We start from the raw sequence: 17681 nt of genomic DNA, 5'->3' as shown, positions 1-17681 counted from the left end.
ATCGCCGAAGTATTTCGTGATCGCCGCGGTCAGCGTGGTCTTGCCGTGGTCAACGTGGCCGATCGTGCCGATGTTAACGTGCGGTTTCGTCCGTTCAAACTTTGCCTTCGCCATGATGGCTTCTCCTCGAGTCTAGGTCGGCGCGGCGGGGGGACCCCGCCCGTTCAGGTGTCGATCGCGGCGGGGATTACCCCGCGTTTCGGCGGGCCGCGTCGCGCGCGTCCTACTGGCCGAAACCGGAAAAATCAAGCGGGTTGGGACATTTCGGGCCGAGATTCCGCCTGTCCCGGGGCCCCGCCCGCCTGCCTGCCGGGACGGGGCCGGGGCGACGTCGCGTCAGCGCCGCCCGCAGGTCGCGGTGGCCCCGGTTTCAGCCCCCGCCGCGGCCGCGGTCGTGCCGGGCGCGGTGGGCGCGGCCGCCGGGGTCGGGGCGGGCGCCGTCGGTCCCGTGGTCTCGCGGGTTTCGGGCAGATCCCCGGGCTGGGTGAACCATTCGGGATGCTCGGCCAGCCAGGTTTCGATCCTCAGTGCCGCGTTCTGCGACAGCATGGTCATCTGTTCCTCGGCACTCATCGTCAGGCCGGAGCCGACGATGGCCGAGCCGCCCGCGCTTTCCAGCACGGTGAATTGCTGGGGTTCCTCGTTCAGCGGCCGTCCCAGCGCATCGTCCCAGACATTGGCCGAGACGATCAGCGCCGAGCGGGGCGAGGCGACCAGCGGGATGCCCGGCACGGCCAGCACATAGGCATCGAGATGCAGCGCCAGGTGATAGAGGCGGTCGCCCTCGTAGCGGCTGAAGCGGCGGTCGATCTCGTCGCGGATCCGGTCGGCGAAGACCTCGACATCGGCCTCGCGCGAGAGGGGGCCCTGCACCGCGTCATTGGTGGTGACGATGTTGTAGCACAGCCGGAAATCGCCCAGTTCAGGACGCATCACGCCGACATCCTCGCCACTGGCCGAACAGCCGGCGATCAGCGCCGCCAGGCCCAGCGGGGCCAGGGTTTTCGTCAGGAAGTGCGCAATCGCCATGGGAATCCCTTTCCTCGTCGGCAAAGGCTTAGCGGATCGGGGGTTTCATGGCAACGCCGGGGGGCGGACCCCCCGACTGCCCCGAAGCAGGACGCCTAGAACCTGTTGTCACGCGGGAAGCCGCGCGGGGCCATGCGTCCGGCGGTGGCGCGCTTGGCCAGCCATTCGCCGAGGTCGGTCTCGGTCCGGGTGCGCCCGGCCGGGTCCTTCCAGCTCAGCCCCTGGGCCAGGGTCAGCGTCGTCAGGTCCGACAGGCCGCCGTCCTTGAACTTCTGCAGCCTGACGCCCTTGCCGCGATTCATCTCGGGCAATTCGTCCAGCGCGAAGACCAGCATCTTGCGGTTCTCGCCGACGCAGGCGACGTGATCGCCCGAGACCGGCTTGCAGACCAGCGCCCGCGCCCCCTCGCGCAGGTTCAGCACCTGCTTGCCCGCCCGGGTCTGGGCCAGCAACTCGTCGCCGGGCACGATGAAGCCGTCACCATCGGTCGAGGCGACGATCATCCGCACCCCCGGCTGATGCACGAAGAGGTCGAGGATCTGCGCCTCGTTCGGCAGGTCGACCATCAGCCGCACCGGCTCGCCCATCCCCCGCCCGCCGGGCAGATTGGCGCCCAGCAGCGTGTAGAAGCGCCCGTTCGAGCCGAAAATGACGATCTTGTCCGTCGTCTCGGCATGCAGGGCGAAAGAGCCCTCGTCGCCGTCCTTGAACTTGAACTCGGTATCCAGCGCGACATGGCCCTTCATCGCCCGGATCCAGCCCATTTTCGAACAGACCACGGTGATCGGCTCGCGCTCGATCATCGCTTCGGGCGCCAGCACCTCGGCCTCGGCCGCCTCGGCGAAGGTCGAGCGCCGGGCACCCAGCCGCGTGCCCATGCCGAACTGGTCGCGCACCTTCTCCAGCTCCTGGGCGATGCGGGTCCATTGCAGGCCGGGATCGTCCAGCAGGTCCTGCAGCTCCTGACGTTCCTTCATCAGCTCGTCGCGCTCGCGCCTGAGCTCCATCTCCTCCAGCCGGCGCAGGCTGCGCAGGCGCATGTTGAGGATGGCTTCGGCCTGCACCTCGGTCAGTTCGCCATCCGACGCCGGGGGCGACTTGTAATCGGCCTCCGAGGTGGCGCGCTTGAATTTCCGGTCCCATTCCTCGCGCATCAGCGCGGCCTTGGGATCCTCGTCATAGCGGATGATGTCGATCACCCGGTCGAGGTTGAGGAAGGCGATGATGAAGCCTTCCAGCACTTCCAGCCGGTGGTCGATCTTGTCCAGCCGGTGCTGCGAGCGGCGCTGCAGCACCTCGCGCCGGTGGTCGAGGAAGGCGCGCAGCACTTCGCGCAGCGAACAGACCTTGGGGGTCCGGCCGTCGATCAGCACGTTCATGTTGAGCGAGAAGCGGATCTCCAGATCCGTCACCCGCATCAGCATGCCCATCATCTGTTCCGCGTCCACGTTCTTCGAGCGCGGCTCCAGCACGATGCGCACGTCATCGGCCGATTCGTCGCGGACATCGGCCAGAAGCGGCACCTTCTTCAGCTGGATGACCTCGGCCAGTTTCTCGATCAGCTTCGACTTCGGCACCTGATAGGGGATCTCGGTGACCACGACCTGCCAGGTGCCGCGGCCCAGATCCTCGACATTCCAGCGGGCGCGCAGGCGGAAGGCGCCGCGGCCGGTGCGATAGCTTTCCAGGATCGAGGCGCGCGGCTCCACGATCACCCCGCCGGTGGGGAAATCGGGGCCGGGGATCATCTCGACCAGATCCTCGTCGGGCAGGTCCGGGTTGCGGATCAGCGCCTGACAGCCGGTGACAAGCTCATCGAGGTTATGCGGCGGAATGTTGGTCGCCATGCCGACCGCGATGCCGCTGGAGCCATTGGCCAGCAGGTTCGGGAAAGCCGCCGGCAGGACGATCGGCTCTTCCAGCGTGCCGTCATAGTTCGGGCGGAAATCGACCGCGTTCTCGGCCAGGCCCTCCAGCAGCGCCTCGGCGGCGGCGGTCAGGCGGGCCTCGGTGTAGCGGCTGGCGGCGGGGTTGTCGCCGTCGATGTTGCCGAAGTTGCCCTGGCCATCAACCAGCGGATAGCGGACGTTGAAATCCTGCGCCAGACGCGCCATCGCGTCATAGATCGCCGCATCGCCATGGGGGTGATAATTGCCCATCACATCGCCCGAGATCTTGGCGGATTTGCGGAACCCGCCGCTGGCGGTCAGCCGCAGTTCCCGCATGGCGAACAGGATCCGCCGGTGGACCGGCTTCAACCCGTCGCGGGCATCGGGCAGCGCCCGGTGCATGATCGTCGACAGCGCGTATTGCAGATAGCGCTCGCCGAGGGCCCGGCGCAGGGGCTCGGCCAGGGGCGCGTCAAGCGGGGTCTCGATGGGGGGTTCTTCGGGGGGCGTATCGGTCATGGATCGGGTTTACCGCAGTCGCACGGCGGGGGAAATCGCGAATGACACGACGCCCGCCCCTCGTGTCATCTTTGTTCTCCAAATATCCTCGGGAGGATTTTCAAGGAGGGTGGAAAACCCTCCTTGAAGCAGGGGGTGCGGGGGGCGGCAGACCCCCGCCCTTTGCGTTCTCTGGGGGCGGTCGCACCCCGGTTCCGGTCGCCCGAGGGAACCGAGGGCGAAACCCCTCCCTACTTCCGCGGCTTCGCCCTGAGCGTGGGGTCCGCCTCGCGCGGGTTCTCCGGCCAGGGGTGGCGCGGGTATTGGCCGCGCATGTCCTTCCGCACATCGGCATAGGAGGTGTCCCAGAACCCCGGCAGATCGGTCGTCACCTGCACCGGCCGCTGCCCGGGGCTGAGCAGCGTGACCTTCAGGGGCAGCCGCTTCGGCCCGATCGCCGGATGCTCGGTCACGCCGAACATCTCCTGCAACCGCACGGCGATCTCGGGCTGGCCGCCCGAGTAATCAATCGGCACCCTGCGATCCAGCGGCGTCACGAAATGCGCGGGCGCCAGCCGGTCCAGCCGCTGCTGCTGCTCCCAATCCAATGCCTGCCGCAGGGCCTCGGTCAGGTCGAGCGCCTTCAGATCCTCGGCATTGCGCACCTTGGTCAGGAAGGGCAGCAAGATCGCCTCGCCCCGCGCCAGGATCCCCGCATCCGAGAGGTCGGGCAGATCCTCGCCCTCGGCCCGCAGCAACTCGACCCGGGCCTGCAGGCGGCGCGCGGCGGGCGACATCGCGCCCAGCCCCAGCGCCCTCAGCCCCTCCAGCGCGGCCCGGGCCCGGGCCTCGGCCGGGGCCTCCCAATGCCGTTCGGCCAGCACCAGCGCCCCCAGCATCTCGCGCGAGCGGGCCAGCACCCGCCCCTCGCGCGCCGACCATTCGCAGAGGTCGTGCCAGCGGATCTGCCCGGGGAACAGCGCCCTCAGCGCGGATTCCGGGATCGGCAGGGCCTGCCGGATCCGCGCCTCCCGCGAGTCGCCGTCCAGATCGGTCGCCACAATCAGCCGGGTCTGCGCCAAGGGATCGGCGGCGTCGAAGACCGCGCCCTTGCCGCCCGAGAGCAGGTAGCGCGGCGCTTCGCCCTTGCGCCTCAGGCCGATCCGGTCCGGGTAGGCCAGCGCCGCCATCTCGGCCGGATCCAGCCCCTGATCTCCGGGCGCCATGCGGGCGAGCCGCTTCGCCTCCACCCGGATGCGTTCCAGGGCCTCGCGCCTGAGCGGATACGAATGGTCGCGCTGATAACCCTTCGGGTCGTCGATGGCCTTCAGCCGCAGCGCCAGATCCGCGGGCGCCCCCTGCAAAGGGTCGCGGTCGGCGATCAGCGCGGCCAGCGGCGCCGCGCCCTTGCCCGCGCTGAGCAGCATATGCGCCAGCCGTGGATGCAGCGGCAGCGCGGCCATGGCCCGGCCGTGGCCGGTGATCCGCCCCGCCCCGTCCAACGCGCCCAGCTCCTGCAACAGCACCCGCGCCTCGGCCATCGGCCCGGGCGGCGGCGGGGTCAGAAAGGCGAGATCGGCCGATCCCCAGAGCGCCAGTTCCAGCGCCAGCCCGGCCAGATCCGCCGTCTCGATCTCGGGCGGCGCGAAGGCTTGCAGGGCGCCCTCCTGTCCCCGGGTCCAGAGCCGGTAGCAGATCCCCTCGGCCACCCGCCCGCCCCGGCCCCGCCGCTGCTCGGCCTCGGCGAGGCTGACGCGCTCCGTCACCAGCCGCGCCATGCCGGAATTGGGGTCGAACCGCGCCCGCCGCGCTTGCCCCGCATCGACCACGACGCGAATGTCGGGGATGGTCAGCGAGGTCTCGGCAATCGCCGTCGCCAGCACCAGCTTTCGACCCGAGGTCAGGGGCGCCAGCGCCGCCCGCTGCAGCGCGAAATCCATCGCGCCGTAGAGGGGCTGCAAGGCGACCCCCGGGGCGAGCCGCGGCGCCAGCAGGGCCGCCACCCGCCGGATCTCGCCCTCGCCAGGCAGAAAGACCAGCATCCCACCTTCGGTCTCGGCCAAGGCCCTCAGGGTCAGATCGGCCACCGCCTCGGGCAGCCGCGCCTTGGGCGGCAGCGGCGCGTCGAGCCAGCGGGTTTCGACCGGATAGGCCCGCCCCTCGGCGGTGAGCAGCGGCGCCCCGCCCAGCAGGGCGGCCACCGGCGCCGCGTCCAGCGTCGCCGACATGACCACCAGCCGCAGATCCTCGCGCAGCGCGCCCCGCGATTCGAGGACCAGCGCGAGGCCGAGATCGGCGTTGAGGCTGCGCTCGTGGAATTCGTCGAAGATCACCGCGCCGATTCCGTCGAGCGAGGGGTCGGATTGCAGCATCCGGGTCAGGATGCCCTCGGTCACCACCTCGATCCGGGTGGCCTTCGAGACCTTCGCCTCGCCCCGGATGCGGTAGCCGACCCGCTGGCCGACGGGCTCGCCCAGCGTCTCGGCCAGCCGCTCGGCCGCGGCCCGCGCCGCCAGCCGTCGGGGTTCCAGCATGACGATCCGGCCGGGCGTGTTGTCCAGCAAGGCAAGCGGCACCCGCGTCGTCTTCCCCGCCCCGGGCGGCGCCTGCAACACCGCCATGCCGCGCGCCGCCAAGGCCGCGACCAGATCGGGCAGCAGGGGGTCGATGGGCAGGGGCGGGCCGGGAAAGCGCATGGTCCGGTTATGCGCAGCGTGGGGACGGAAGGGAAGAGGCGGCGGGGCGCAGCCTCCCACCCGCCCACCCCGGCTGCGCCCCGCCGCCGGAACCGTCGCGCCCGTGGCAGGCCCCGGGGGGCCAGCCCCCCGGACCCCCCGGGATATTTGAAGAACGAAGATAACGGTTAGTGAATCCCTAACGCCCTTCTTTGTTCTCCAAATATCCTCGGGGGTCCGGGGGCAGACGGCCCCCGGGGCCGCCACAAGCGCCCACTTCACCCTTGAGCGCCGCCCCCCCGCCGGTTAGACGAAACCCGACCTGAGGGAGCCGCCATGTCGTTCAACACTTTCGGCCATCTGTTCCGCGTCACCACCTGGGGCGAATCGCACGGGCCGGCGCTGGGTGCCACCGTCGACGGCTGCCCGCCCGGCATTCCCCTGACCGAGGCCGACATCCAGCCCTGGCTCGACCGCCGCAAGCCCGGCCAGAACCGCTTCACCACCCAGCGGCGCGAGGCGGACGAGGTCGAGATCCTCTCGGGCGTCTACGAGGGCCGGACCACCGGCACGCCGATCCAGCTGATGATCCGCAACACCGACCAGCGGTCCAAGGATTACGGCACCATCGCCCAGACCTTCCGTCCCGGCCACGCCGACATCACCTATTGGCAGAAATACGGCATCCGCGATCCGCGCGGCGGCGGGCGGTCCTCGGCCCGCGAAACGGCGGCGCGGGTGGCGGCGGGCGGTGTCGCGCGGCAGGTGCTGGCGGCGCTGATGCCGGGGCTCCGCATCACCGGCTACATGGTGCAGATGGGCCCCCGCGCCATCGACCGTGCCCGCTTCGACGCCGCCGCCATCGAGGGCAATCCCTTCTGGTGCCCCGATCCCGCCACCGCCGACCTCTGGGCCGATGACCTCGACGCGCTCAGGAAGACCGGCAATTCGGTGGGCGCGACTGTCGAGGTCGTGGCCTCGGGCCTGCCCGCCGGGATCGGCGCGCCGCTCTATGCCAAGCTCGACAGCGAACTGGCCGCGGCGATGATGTCGATCAACGCCGTGAAGGGGGTTGAGATCGGCGCCGGCATGGGTGCCGCCGCCCTCACCGGGGTCGAGAATGCCGATGAGATCCGCATGGGCAACGATGGCCCGGTCTATGGGTCGAACCACGCGGGCGGCATCCTCGGCGGGATCTCTACCGGCCAGGATGTCGTGGTGCGCTTCGCGGTGAAACCGACCTCGTCGATCCTCACCCCGCGCCAATCCGTCACGCTGGACGGCCAGCCCGCCGAGGTGGTGACCAAGGGCCGCCACGACCCCTGCGTCGGTATCCGCGCCGTCCCGGTGGGCGAGGCGATGATGGCGCTGGTGATCCTCGACCAGTTGCTGCTGCACCGCGCCCAGGTCGGCGAGGGTCCGCGCGGGCGCATCGGATGAGCCCGAACGAGGAGGTCCGCGAAACCGTCGCCGCCTTCCCCGCCCGGGCCATGGCCGCGACGCTTGACCGCGCCGAATCCTTCGCCGACGGCGCCGCCTTGCCGCCGCTCTGGCACTGGTTCCATTGCCTGAAGCTCTACCCGATGGCCGAGGCCGGGGCGGATGGCCATCAGGCGCTGGGCCCCTTCCTGCCCGACCTCGGCCTGCCGCGGCGCATGTGGGCCGGCGGGCGTTTCACCTTCCACCGCCCGCTGACCATTGGCGCCGAGGTCACCCGACAGTCGCAGGTCCTGAACGTGGCGCAGAAGGAAGGGCGCTCGGGCCCCATCGCCTTCGTCACCGTGGCGCATCGCTGGAGCGACGCCGCGGGCCCCGTGATCGACGAGGAACAGGACATCGTCTACCGCCGCGCTGATGCTCCGCCCGGCGCCACGCAGCCCGCCCCCGGGGACGAGACGCTCAGCCGGACCCTGACCGCCGGGCCGGTGCTGCTCTTCCGCTACTCGGCGCTGACCTTCAACGGCCACCGCATCCATTACGACCGCGATTTCTGCGCGGCCGAGGGCTATGACGGGCTGGTGGTGCATGGCCCGCTGCTGGCCACGCTGCTCCTCGACCTGCTGCGCGTCGAGGGCGGGCGCCTGCCGTCGCGCTTCAGCTTCCGCGCCATGGCGCCGGTCACCGCCGACACCCCCTTCACTCTCTGCGCCCGGATCGAGGGCGAAACCGCCCGGCTCTGGGTCCGCCGCCAGGACGGCATTCAGGCGATGGACGCCACCGCCACCCTCGCCTGATCGCTTCTTTGCGCTGAAAATATCCTCGGGGGTTTCTCAAGGGGGTGGAAAACCCCCTTGAGCGGGGGGTGATCGGCGTCTCGGAAACGCGCCCGTGGCGCGTTTCAGCCGAGAACGCCGCGCCCGTGGCGCGGCCGGGAGCCGAGGGGGCGGCGCCCCCCGTTTGGTCGTCTGAGGCACGAGGGCGAAACCCCTCTACAGATCCTTGACGAAGAACACCCGGTCGAAGCCCTGATCCCGCCGCCGGTCGACCTGCCGGTATCCCAGATGCGGATAGAGGGTCAGGTTCCCGGTCATCGCCGCGTTGGTGTAGAGCCGGATCTCCCCCAGCCCTGCCGCGCGGCCCGCCGCTTCGGCGGCGCCGACCAGCGCCCGGCCCAGACCCCGGCCCGCGGCATCGGGGTGGACCGCCACGGCGTCGAGGTAGAGGTGATCGTCCTTCGGCCAGAAGGTCACGAAGCCCCGCACCGCGCCCTCCACCTCTGCCACCCGGGCGAAGCCCTGCGCCACCAGCGCCGCGTAATCCGCGTCCATCGGCGCCGGTCGCCGCCCGATCAGCGGCACATAGCGGGCATAGGCGGCTTCGGCGCAGGCGCGAATCGCGGCGAGGTCGTCGGGGGTGGCGGGGCGGATCATCGCCTCAGTGAAGCGCAGCGCTGGCAAAAGGAAAAGCCCCGCCAAAGCGGGGCCGTCCGATGCAAGGTGGCAGGCCTGAGATCAGGCAGCGGCCTTGGCGATTTCTTTCTTGATCGCCAGCGCGCGATCCGAAAGTTCCACGTCCTTCGCCTTGGCGAGGAAAGCGTCGAGGCCACCGCGGTGGTCGACCGAGCGCAGCGCCGAGGCGGTGATGCGCAGCTTGTACGACCGGCCCAGGGTCTCGGACGCCAGGGTCACGTCGACCAGATTCGGCAGGAAGCGCCGCTTGGTCTTGTTGTTGGCGTGGCTCACGTTGTTGCCCGACATCGGGCCCTTACCGGTCAGTTCGCAGCGGCGCGACATGGTGTCATCCTCGTCTCTGTCAGGCAGGCGCCGGTCGTGCAACCGGGGCTCCGTCAATCACAAAGGGCGCCGCCACGGCAGCACCCGAAATCTCGTCTGGCCTCTTAGGCGGATTCCCGGGGCGCGTCAAGGGCCGCAGAACCGCCCGCCAGCGTGGAAACCATCTGCCGGGCCGCGGCGCCCGGCGCCAGCGTGCCGCGGGCCACGCTTTCGGCCAGCGCCGCCATGCGGGCGCGGGCCTCGGGCGTGTCCAGAACCGCCAGCAGGGCCTGTTTCACCTCCTCGGCGAACCAGTGCCGTGCCTGGGCAGCGCGGCGCTCGTTCCAATGGCCCTTCTCGCGTCGCCAATTGGCCAGGGCGCGGATCTCGTCCCAGACGGCGCCCAGCCCGGCCTCGTGCAGGGCCGAGGCGGTCATCGCCTTGGGAAAGCCCGGCGCGTCCTGCGGCCGGGCCCTGAGCAGTCGCAGCGCGCCCGCGTAATCGGCGCAGGTGCGGGTGGCGGTGGATTTCAGCTCGCCATCGGCCTTGTTGACCACGATCAGATCCGCGGCCTCCATGATGCCGCGCTTCACGCCCTGCAATTCGTCGCCGCCCGCGGGTGCCAGCAGCAGGACGAAAATGTCCGAGAGTTCGGCCACCACCGTTTCCGACTGACCGACGCCCACCGTCTCGATCAGCACCACGTCGAAACCGGCCGCTTCGCACAGCGCCACCGCCTCGCGCGTGCGCCGGGCGACGCCGCCCAGATGCGACTGGCTGGGCGAGGGGCGGATGAAGGCGTTGGCGTGGCGCGACAGTCGCTCCATCCGCGTCTTGTCGCCCAGGATCGAGCCGCCGGTGCGCGCCGACGAGGGGTCGACGGCCAGCACGGCGATCTTCAGCCCGGCATCGGCCAGCATCAGGCCGAAGGATTCGATGAAGGTGGATTTGCCGACGCCCGGGGTGCCGGACAGACCGATTCGCAGGGCTTGCCGTCCGTGGCCTGCCAGCTCGGCCAACAGCGCCTGCGCCGCCTCCCGGTGATCGGCACGGGTCGATTCGACCAGCGTGATGGCCCGGGCCAGCGCCCGGCGGTCGGCGTTCAGGATGCTTTCGGCAAGATCGGTCATCGGCGGGCTTCTCTCACGGCAACGCCCCCTCATGCCCGCCGGGGCGCCGCAAGTCCAGTCCGGAGGCCCGCCGGGCGCATGTCCGCACCTCCCGATCCGCCCTGTGAAAGCGAAAGGGGCCCGTCGGGGCCCCTTCCGGTCTTCATGCCGACTGCAGGCTCACTTGCCAGCCGAGGGCTGCGCCGGGGCCGAGACGGCCGGGGCGGCGGGGAAGCTGTAGCTGCCCTGCCAGGTCCCGTAATTCGACGATTGCACGCCGTTCTGGGCCGAGCCGCTGTAGCTCTGCTCGCCCGGCAGGATCGTGACCTCGACGGGGCCGCTCTGGCCCGGCTGCAGGACGCCCGCATGCACGGCGGCGGTCGCCAGCGAGGAATCGTCGGTATAGGGGCCCGAGCCCCAGACCGAACCCGAGGTCGAGCCGGTCAGGAGGAAGGTCAGCGTCTGGCCCACGCGGTCGCGGTAGCTGGTCAGGTTGCCCGGATCGGCCATCGCCGCGGGCGCGGCGGCGGGAAAGCTGTAGCTGCCCGACCAGCTGCCGTAGTTCGACGATTGCACGCCGTTCTGGGTCGACCCGTTGTAGCTCTGCTGGCCCGGCAGGACGGTCACTTCGACCGGCGCGGTCTCGCCCGGGCGGATGACCCCGGCATGGACGGCGGCTGCGGCGACCGAGGAATCGTCGGTATAGACCCCCGAGCCCCAGACCGAGCCGCTGGTCGCACCGGTGACGGTGAAGGTCAGCGTCTGGCCGACCTGGCCGCGGTAGGTGGTCATGTTGCCGGGCGCGGGCGGATAGCCGGGCGCGGTGCCTGCCCCACCGCCGCCGCTGCCAGCCGACAGGATCAGCTGCGCCTCGCAGGTCGATTGGCCGAAGGTGCCGACCCAGATGTCATAGGCCCCGGCGGGGGCGCCGGGCAGGGTGATCGCCGGATTGAAGTTGCCGCCCTCGTCGTCGCTGAAATGCCAGGTGCCGGTGGCGTCGTTGATCAGAAGCACCGTGTCGCAGGTCGCCTCGACCCTGAGGGTCAGGTCCTGACGGGCGCTGTTGTCGGTGAAGCTGAAATCGAAATCCGGCTGGGTGATGACATAGCCATGCCCGGGCATCGGGCAGCCCGCCAGATCGACGTTGCCGCCCGCGATCACGCCCACGGCCTGCGGTCGGCCGAGGTCCTGCGCGGAATAGCTGATGGGCGTGCCGGTCAGGCTCCAGTCCGGGCAAGCCAGCGCGGCCGAGGCGCCGAAACCGGCGGAGAGGGTTACCAGCCCGAAGGCCAGCGGGCGGAGGGAAAGGGAAGACAGGGTCATGCGGTCTCTCTGTGAGGGGGCGGCCGCCTGGCGCGGCCGTCCGGTGGCTGTCTGTCGCGGGCCCCGGCCCAAAGGTTCAACCGGGGCCCGGCGCGGGGGTTACTTGCCACCCGCGGGCGGGGAGGCGGGCTGCGTCTCGAACCGGTAGCTGCCGCTCCATTGCCCGTAGGTCGCGCTCTGGACGCCGTTGCGGGTGCTGCCGGTATAGGATTGCTGCCCGGGCAGGACCGTCACGGCGACGGTCCCGGTCTGGCCGACCTGCAGAAGGCCGGCATGCACCGCGGCCCGCGCCAGGCGCGAATCGTCGGTATAGACATCCGAGCCCCAGACCGAGCCCGAGGTGGAGCCGGTGACCTCGAAATGCAGGGTGGTGCCGGTCTGGCCGCGATAGGCGGTCATGTTGCCGGGATCGGGAAGCACCTCGATTCCGCTGCCGCCGCTGGCCGGGGTGCAGATCACATCGGCCAGCGCGCCGCAGCCGTTCTGCTGGGTGCACAGCTGCATGCCGCCCAGAACCAGCGTCCGGCTGGCCGGAACCTGCCGCCAGAAGGCGGCCGTCCCGTGGCCCTGCTGCTGGCAGAAGGCATCGGCCGCGGGCTGGCCGCAATCGGCGGCATAGGTGCGGCACCAGTCGACCCGCTCGCCGTTCACCATCGGCTGCGGATACGAGATCCCCTGCGGCCGCGGCTGGATCGAGGAGAAGGTCTCGGCGCTGAGCGTCGCCTCGCAGGTGGCGGTGCCATAGGTGCCGACCCAGATGCCGTAGACCCCGGTCGGCGCATTCTCCAGCCTCAGGCGCGAGTTCAGCCCGTCGGCGTCGTCGTTGAAGCTCCAGCTGCCATCCGGCGCATGGACCAGCAGCACCGGGTCGCAGGCGGCCTCGACGCGGAATTCCAGCGCGTGATCGGGCAGGTTGCCGGTCAGCGTCAGCGAGAAATCCGGCTGCTGCACGGCATTGCCGTAGACATCGAGCCGCGGGCAATCGCGCAGGCCCAGATTGCCCCCGGCGACGACCGGGAAGCTCTGCGCGGTCCACAGGCCCTGCGCGTCATAGCTCAGCGTGGTGCCGGTCAGGCCGGGATCGGGGCAGGCGCCGGGCTTGTAGGGCGCGGGTGGGGGCTCCGGGGGCGCGGGCGGCGCCGGGGCGTAGCTTTGCAGCGCCAGCGAGGCGGCGCAGGTCTGCTGGCCATAGGTGCCGACCCAGATGTCATAGGCGCCTGGCCGGGCGGCGGCGATCCGCAGGGCCGAGTTCAGCCCGTTGGCATCGTCGTTGAAGGAATATTGCCCGTCCGGCCCATGGATCAGCAGCACCGGATCGCAGGTGCCGTCGACGCGGAATTCCAGATCGCTGTCGCCCGCGTTCTGGGTCAGCGTCAGGGTGAAATCGGGTCGCTCGGCCACCCGGCCATGCCCGGGCGCCGCCGCGCAGGCCGTGAGGTCCGCCGGGCCGCCCGCCGTCACCGGCACCGTTTGCGCGTTCAGCAGTTGCGCGGCGCTGTAGATCAGCGCGTTGCCGTTCAGCGCCGGGTTGGGGCAGAGCACGGGCAGCGGCTGGGGCTGGGGTTGCGGCTGGGGCTGGGGCAGCGGTTGCGGTTGCGGCAGAATCTGCCCCTGGGTCGAGGCGATCAGCGTCGCCTGGCAGCTCTGCTGGCCGAAGGTGCCGACCCAGATGTCATACGCGCCCGTCTGGGCGCCCTGGAAGCGCAGCTGGGGGTCCAGCCCGTTGGTGTCGTCGTTGAAGGCGTATTGCCCGTTCGGCCCGCGCACCAGCAGCACCGTGTCGCAGGTGCCGTCGACGCCCAGTTGCAGCGTGGCGTTCAGGGCGTTCTGGGTCAGGTTCAGGGTGAAATCGGGGTTCGGGGCGACACGGCCATGGCCCGGGACCTGGGCACAGGCGGCCAGATCCGCCGCCCCGCCCGCCACCACGCCATGGTTGCGCGGCGACAGCAGTTGCACCGCCGAATAGCTCAGCAACTGGCCATTGGCGGCCGGGTTGGGGCACAGCACGATCTGCGGCGGCTGGGGGATCTGCGGCGGTTGCAGGACCAGCCCGCCGACCGTCTCCAGCCGCAGCGTGGCGGCGCAGGTCTGGGCGCCAAAGGTGCCGACCCAGATGTCGTATTCCCCGGTCGCCGCCCCAGTCAGCCGCAGACGCGAGTTCAGCCCGTCGGCATCGTCGTTGAAATGCCATTGCCCGTCCGGCGCGCGAACCAGCAGCACCGGATCGCAGGTGCCGTCGGCGCGGATTTCCAGATCATAGTTCGGCAGGTTCTGCGTCAGGCTCAGGGTGAAATCGGCCCTGAGCGCGACATGGCCATGCCCGGGGACCGAGGCGCAGGCGTCAAGATCGACAGGGCCGCCAGCGGTCACGCCATGGCTCCGGGCCTGGCGCAGCTGCTGGGCGGCATAGCTCAGCGGCTGGCCGTTCAGCGCCGGATTCGGGCAGGCGACCAGCTGCGGCGCCAGCGGCAATTGCGGGATCTGGGGCAGTTGCGGGATCTGCGGCGTCAGCTGAGGGGTCTGGGGCGTGAGCTGGGGGATCAGCTGCGGAATGATCTGCTGGATCTGCGGCGGCAGCTGCGGGATCACCTGCGGCTGCGGCGCCGCCCCGCCGCCCGACGTCCGCATCTGCAAGGTCGCGGCGCAGGTTCCGGCGCCATAGCTGCCGACCCAGATGTCATATTCGCCGACCGCCGCCGCCGGGATCACCACCCGCGGATCAAGGCCGATGGCATCGTCGTTGAAGGACCAGCGCCCGTCCGGCCCGTTGACCAGCAGCACCGTGTCGCAGGTGCCGTCCACCCGCAACTCGAGGTCGTAGCCCGGGTTGTTGCGGGCGAAATTCAGGGTGAAATCGGGGCGGCTGATGACCCGTCCGCTGCCGGGAATGCCGGGGCAGGTGGCCAGATCGACATTGCCGCCGGCCGTGACGCTCTCGCTCTGGCCCTGCTGCAATTGCGCGCCGTTGTAGCGGATCATGTGGCCGTTCTGGCCCGGATCGGGGCAGGCGAGGGCGCTGGTGGCGAAGGTTGCGGCGATCAGGCCAAGGGTTCCCGCGCAAAGCGCGCGCAGGCGCCGACCGCCGGGCCGGCATCCAGGGAGAGGGAGCATCGCGTCCTCCTTGTATTGAATGGTCCGGTGCCGGGGCCCCGGGAATAAAGGTCGTCTGGAAAACGGAGGAATGCTGCGCCGGTCGCGGCGTGAAATCAAGGCATATGCGTGTGAACGGGCCCGGTTGGGCCGGTCAGGGGGAGCGGGCGGGCCGCGTTACGCCTGATCGCCCCTGAGCAGAATCAGAAGCGCCACCACGATCAGCGCCACGCCGGGCAGCACCACCCAGCCCGGCACGCCATGGCCGAGCGCCAGCTCCCACAGGATGATCCAGACCGGCGTTGCATAGGTATAGGCCATGACCTTGGACGCGGGCAGGCGCTGGGCGGCGAATTGCATGGCCGAGGCGGCGAAGGCGGTGGCGAAGACCGCCAGATAGGCCAGCGTCACCCAGACCCGCGCGGGCAGGGCGGCCCAGTCGGTGGCCAGAACCTCGGCCCAGCCCCAGGCAAGGAACAGCACGAATCCGAAGGCGGTGACCAGCGCCGCGGTGACCAGCGCGCTTTCGCCCCGGTTCAGCAGCCGCAGCATCGGCGCATAGACCGCGTGCAGCACGCAGCCGAGGAAATAGATCGCCTCGCCCGGCCCGATCTCGAGCCGCATCAGCGCGCCGGGATCGCCGCGGAAAATCACCCAGACCGCGCCCGCCGCGCCGACCGCCAGCGGCGCCGCCACCGCGGTCCGCAGCCGCTGGCCGAGCATCGGCCAGGCCAGCGCCGCGGTCATCAGCGGGGTCAGGGTGAAGACCGCGCCCGCGGCCAGCGGATGGGCGGTCTTCAGCCCCTCGAACATCAGGACGAAATAGCCGCCATAGAGCAGCGCCAGCAGGCCATAGCGCCAGGGCGCCGCCAGATCGGCCCGGGCAAAGCCGCGCCGCCCGGCCCGTCCGGCCCCGGGCAGAAGGGCGACCAGCAGCGCCAGCACCAGCGCCGCGCAGAGGAAGCGCACCGTGGTCAGCGGCACCGGGCCGATATCATTGGCCACCAGCGCGCCCAGGCTGAACGAGCCCGAGACGGCGGCCGAGAAGCCCAGCATCGCCGCATGGCCCTTCAGCGCCTCGGCGCGGCCCCGCATCCCGATGGCGGCGGTCATTGCTTCAGCGTGTCCTTGATGATGGTCACCGCCGCCTGAACCTTGGCGGTGCGGTGCAGGTCGACATGGGTCACCAGCCAGACGGTGAATTCCCATTCCGGGCGGCTGGGCATCACCTCGACCAGATCCGGCGCGTCGCTTTCGCCGTACCAGAAGCCCAGCCCCAGCCCGTCGGCCATCGCCGCGCGCCGCGCTGCCGCCTCGTTCGAGCGGAAGACGATGTGCGGCAGGGGTTTCTGACGCAAAAGCCATTGATCGAAGGGCGCGCGCGCATCCTCGACATCCTCGACGACGAACAGATGCTCCGCCAGTTCGGCATCGTCCCTGGGGGCGCCATGGCGGGCGATGTAGCCGGGGCTCGCATACAGCGCGACGGGGCAGCGCAGCAGGGGCTGGACCACGTTGTCGGGCTCGGTCGGGCGGCTGCCGGCGCGGACCGCCAGATGCGCCTCGCCATATTCCAGCCGGACCACGCGGCGCTCGGTCTCGACCCTGAGCGAGAGGTCGGGATAGCGGGTGTTCAGCTCGATCAGCGCCGGACGCAGGAGCGGCACGAGGCCGGGCAACGTGGTAATCACCAGATCGCCCTCGATGCCGCTGCCCGCGCCGGTGAGGCGGGTGCCGAGCTGGGCGAATTGCTCTTCGGTGACGCGGCCGACCTGGGCCAGGGCAGAGCCCGCCTCGGTCGGGGTATAGCCCCGCGCGTGGCGCTGGAACAGCTTGACGCCGAGCCGGGCCTCCAGCGCGTCGATATGGCGGATGACGGTGGCGTGGTGCACGCCCAGCGCCTCGGCCGCGCCGCTGACCGTGCCCGCGCGGGCCACATGCCAGGCGGTGCGGATCTCGTCCCAGGATTCGATGGCCATCTGTGCGTATCCCCAGCCTCGGCCGCATTCTGTGTATTTGGGCAGGGGGGTGCAAGGCGGTTTTCGGCCGGAACGCTTGACGCCGCAACGCAGAAGCCCTTTGATCCGCGCATCTTGCCGGAAGGAGGAGCGCCATGCAGGCCCCCGATCACGCCCTGATCGTCATCGATGTCCAGAACGATTTCTGCCCCGGCGGCGCGCTGGCGGTGGCCGAGGGCGATGCCGTCGTGGCGCCGATCAACGCGCTGCTGGGGGAGTTCGCGGTGCGGGTCCTGACCCAGGACTGGCACCCGGCGGACCATGCGTCCTTTGCCGACAACCATCCCGGCGCCGCGCCCTTTTCGGTCACGCAGATGCCCTACGGGCCGCAGGTCCTCTGGCCGCGCCATTGCGTGCAGGGCACGGCGGGGTCGGATTTTCACCCCGGGCTGCGCACCGATCCCGCCGATCTGGTGATCCGCAAGGGGTTCCGCCCCGAGATCGACAGCTATTCGGCGTTCTTCGAGAATGACCGGACGACGCCGACCGGGCTGGAGGGCTATCTGCGCAGCCGCGGCGTGACCAGGCTGACGCTCGCGGGCCTCGCCACCGATTTCTGCGTCGCCTATTCGGCGCTGGACGCGGCGCGTCTGGGATTTGCGGTGAGCGTGCGGCTCGACGCCTGCCGGGCCATCGACCTCGACGGCTCGCTGGCGACGGCGCTGGCCGAGATGCGGGCGGCGGGCGTCACCCTGCTGGGGTGAGGCACGTCGCCCTCGTGCCTCGGGCGACCGGTGGCGGGGGGCCAAGGTCCGGCCGCGCCACGGGCGCGGCGTTCGCGGCTGAAACGCGCCACTGGCGCGTTTCCGAGACGCCGCTCACCCCCGCACCCCCCGCC

General features: G+C 70.6%; 14 protein-coding genes. 3 read left to right on the top strand and 11 right to left on the bottom strand.

Features of this window, described 5'->3' with window-relative positions; genetic code table 11:
• The 4 genes from DDE23_RS24080 to hrpB all read right to left on the bottom strand — a co-directional run.
• Window positions 1-114, bottom strand: a 114-nt coding sequence (locus DDE23_RS24080; protein ID WP_157958049.1) for a GTP-binding protein, incomplete at its 3' end; no start/stop codon positions are given.
• Window positions 115-336: 222 nt separating this feature from the next.
• A complete protein-coding gene (locus tag DDE23_RS25245) occupies window positions 337-1029 on the bottom strand; it encodes a hypothetical protein (protein WP_157958116.1) in 693 nt (230 codons plus the stop codon).
• A 95-nt stretch (window positions 1030-1124) separates the two neighbouring features.
• Window positions 1125-3437 carry a DNA topoisomerase IV subunit A gene (parC, locus tag DDE23_RS24070; RefSeq protein WP_107755102.1) on the bottom strand — a complete coding sequence of 771 codons (2313 nt, stop codon included), beginning with the start codon at window positions 3435-3437 and terminating at the stop codon, window positions 1125-1127.
• 230 nt (window positions 3438-3667) lie between these two features.
• Window positions 3668-6112 (bottom strand): ATP-dependent helicase HrpB, encoded by a 2445-nt coding sequence (gene hrpB, locus DDE23_RS24065; protein ID WP_107755103.1) that lies wholly within the window; start codon window positions 6110-6112, stop codon window positions 3668-3670.
• 315 nt (window positions 6113-6427) lie between these two features.
• Here hrpB and aroC point away from each other — a divergent pair, with 315 nt between their 5' ends.
• Entirely contained in the window at window positions 6428-7531 is a 1104-nt protein-coding gene (gene aroC / locus DDE23_RS24060) for a chorismate synthase (RefSeq protein ID WP_107755104.1), read from the top strand.
• Window positions 7528-8325, top strand: a complete 798-nt coding sequence (locus DDE23_RS24055; protein ID WP_107755105.1) for an HTD2 family dehydratase — start codon at window positions 7528-7530, stop codon at window positions 8323-8325. Before aroC ends, DDE23_RS24055 begins: the two co-directional genes overlap by 4 nt.
• A gap of 195 nt (window positions 8326-8520) precedes the next feature.
• Here the strand turns inward: DDE23_RS24055 and DDE23_RS24050 are convergent, their stop codons facing one another.
• From DDE23_RS24050 to DDE23_RS24015, 7 genes are all read right to left on the bottom strand, one after another.
• On the bottom strand, window positions 8521-9006 hold the full coding sequence (locus DDE23_RS24050; RefSeq protein ID WP_238150101.1) for a GNAT family N-acetyltransferase: 486 nt from the start codon (window positions 9004-9006) through the stop codon (window positions 8521-8523).
• A gap of 36 nt (window positions 9007-9042) precedes the next feature.
• Window positions 9043-9324: a 50S ribosomal protein L28 gene (gene rpmB, locus DDE23_RS24045; RefSeq protein WP_107755107.1), complete on the bottom strand. Its 282-nt coding sequence runs from the start codon at window positions 9322-9324 to the stop codon at window positions 9043-9045.
• 104 nt (window positions 9325-9428) lie between these two features.
• Entirely contained in the window at window positions 9429-10433 is a 1005-nt protein-coding gene (gene meaB, locus DDE23_RS24040) for a methylmalonyl Co-A mutase-associated GTPase MeaB (RefSeq protein WP_107755108.1), read from the bottom strand.
• A gap of 159 nt (window positions 10434-10592) precedes the next feature.
• Window positions 10593-11735: an LCCL domain-containing protein gene (locus DDE23_RS24035; RefSeq protein WP_107755109.1), complete on the bottom strand. Its 1143-nt coding sequence runs from the start codon at window positions 11733-11735 to the stop codon at window positions 10593-10595.
• A gap of 99 nt (window positions 11736-11834) precedes the next feature.
• Window positions 11835-14846, bottom strand: a complete 3012-nt coding sequence (locus DDE23_RS25460; protein WP_202863319.1) for an LCCL domain-containing protein — start codon at window positions 14844-14846, stop codon at window positions 11835-11837.
• Between the two features lie 156 nt (window positions 14847-15002).
• Window positions 15003-15938 carry a DMT family transporter gene (locus tag DDE23_RS24020; protein ID WP_238150100.1) on the bottom strand — a complete coding sequence of 312 codons (936 nt, stop codon included), beginning with the start codon at window positions 15936-15938 and terminating at the stop codon, window positions 15003-15005.
• Window positions 15935-16804, bottom strand: coding sequence for a LysR family transcriptional regulator (locus DDE23_RS24015; protein ID WP_107755110.1), 870 nt, complete (start codon window positions 16802-16804; stop codon window positions 15935-15937). Before DDE23_RS24015 ends, DDE23_RS24020 begins: the two co-directional genes overlap by 4 nt.
• A 134-nt stretch (window positions 16805-16938) precedes the next feature.
• Between DDE23_RS24015 and pncA the strand changes: the two genes are divergently transcribed.
• A complete protein-coding gene (gene pncA / locus DDE23_RS24010) occupies window positions 16939-17547 on the top strand; it encodes a bifunctional nicotinamidase/pyrazinamidase (protein WP_107755111.1) in 609 nt (202 codons plus the stop codon).
• The last annotated feature ends 134 nt before the right edge of the window (window positions 17548-17681 follow it).

Source organism: Pararhodobacter aggregans, assembly GCF_003075525.1.
GTDB classification, from domain to species: domain Bacteria; phylum Pseudomonadota; class Alphaproteobacteria; order Rhodobacterales; family Rhodobacteraceae; genus Pararhodobacter; species Pararhodobacter aggregans.
The sequence above is the reverse complement of the archived record's forward strand: the minus strand, read 5'-3'. Positions and strand labels throughout refer to the sequence as shown.

Coding starts and splice junctions, on each gene's coding strand:
- DDE23_RS25245 (WP_157958116.1), bottom strand. CDS start 1,029: ATGGCGATTGCGCACTTCCTGACGAAAACCCTGGCCCCGCTGGGCCTG.
- parC (WP_107755102.1), bottom strand. CDS start 3,437: ATGACCGATACGCCCCCCGAAGAACCCCCCATCGAGACCCCGCTTGAC.
- hrpB (WP_107755103.1), bottom strand. CDS start 6,112: ATGCGCTTTCCCGGCCCGCCCCTGCCCATCGACCCCCTGCTGCCCGAT.
- aroC (WP_107755104.1), top strand. CDS start 6,428: ATGTCGTTCAACACTTTCGGCCATCTGTTCCGCGTCACCACCTGGGGC.
- DDE23_RS24055 (WP_107755105.1), top strand. CDS start 7,528: ATGAGCCCGAACGAGGAGGTCCGCGAAACCGTCGCCGCCTTCCCCGCC.
- rpmB (WP_107755107.1), bottom strand. CDS start 9,324: ATGTCGCGCCGCTGCGAACTGACCGGTAAGGGCCCGATGTCGGGCAAC.
- meaB (WP_107755108.1), bottom strand. CDS start 10,433: ATGACCGATCTTGCCGAAAGCATCCTGAACGCCGACCGCCGGGCGCTG.
- DDE23_RS24035 (WP_107755109.1), bottom strand. CDS start 11,735: ATGACCCTGTCTTCCCTTTCCCTCCGCCCGCTGGCCTTCGGGCTGGTA.
- DDE23_RS25460 (WP_202863319.1), bottom strand. CDS start 14,846: ATGCTCCCTCTCCCTGGATGCCGGCCCGGCGGTCGGCGCCTGCGCGCG.
- DDE23_RS24020 (WP_238150100.1), bottom strand. CDS start 15,938: ATGACCGCCGCCATCGGGATGCGGGGCCGCGCCGAGGCGCTGAAGGGC.
- DDE23_RS24015 (WP_107755110.1), bottom strand. CDS start 16,804: ATGGCCATCGAATCCTGGGACGAGATCCGCACCGCCTGGCATGTGGCC.
- pncA (WP_107755111.1), top strand. CDS start 16,939: ATGCAGGCCCCCGATCACGCCCTGATCGTCATCGATGTCCAGAACGAT.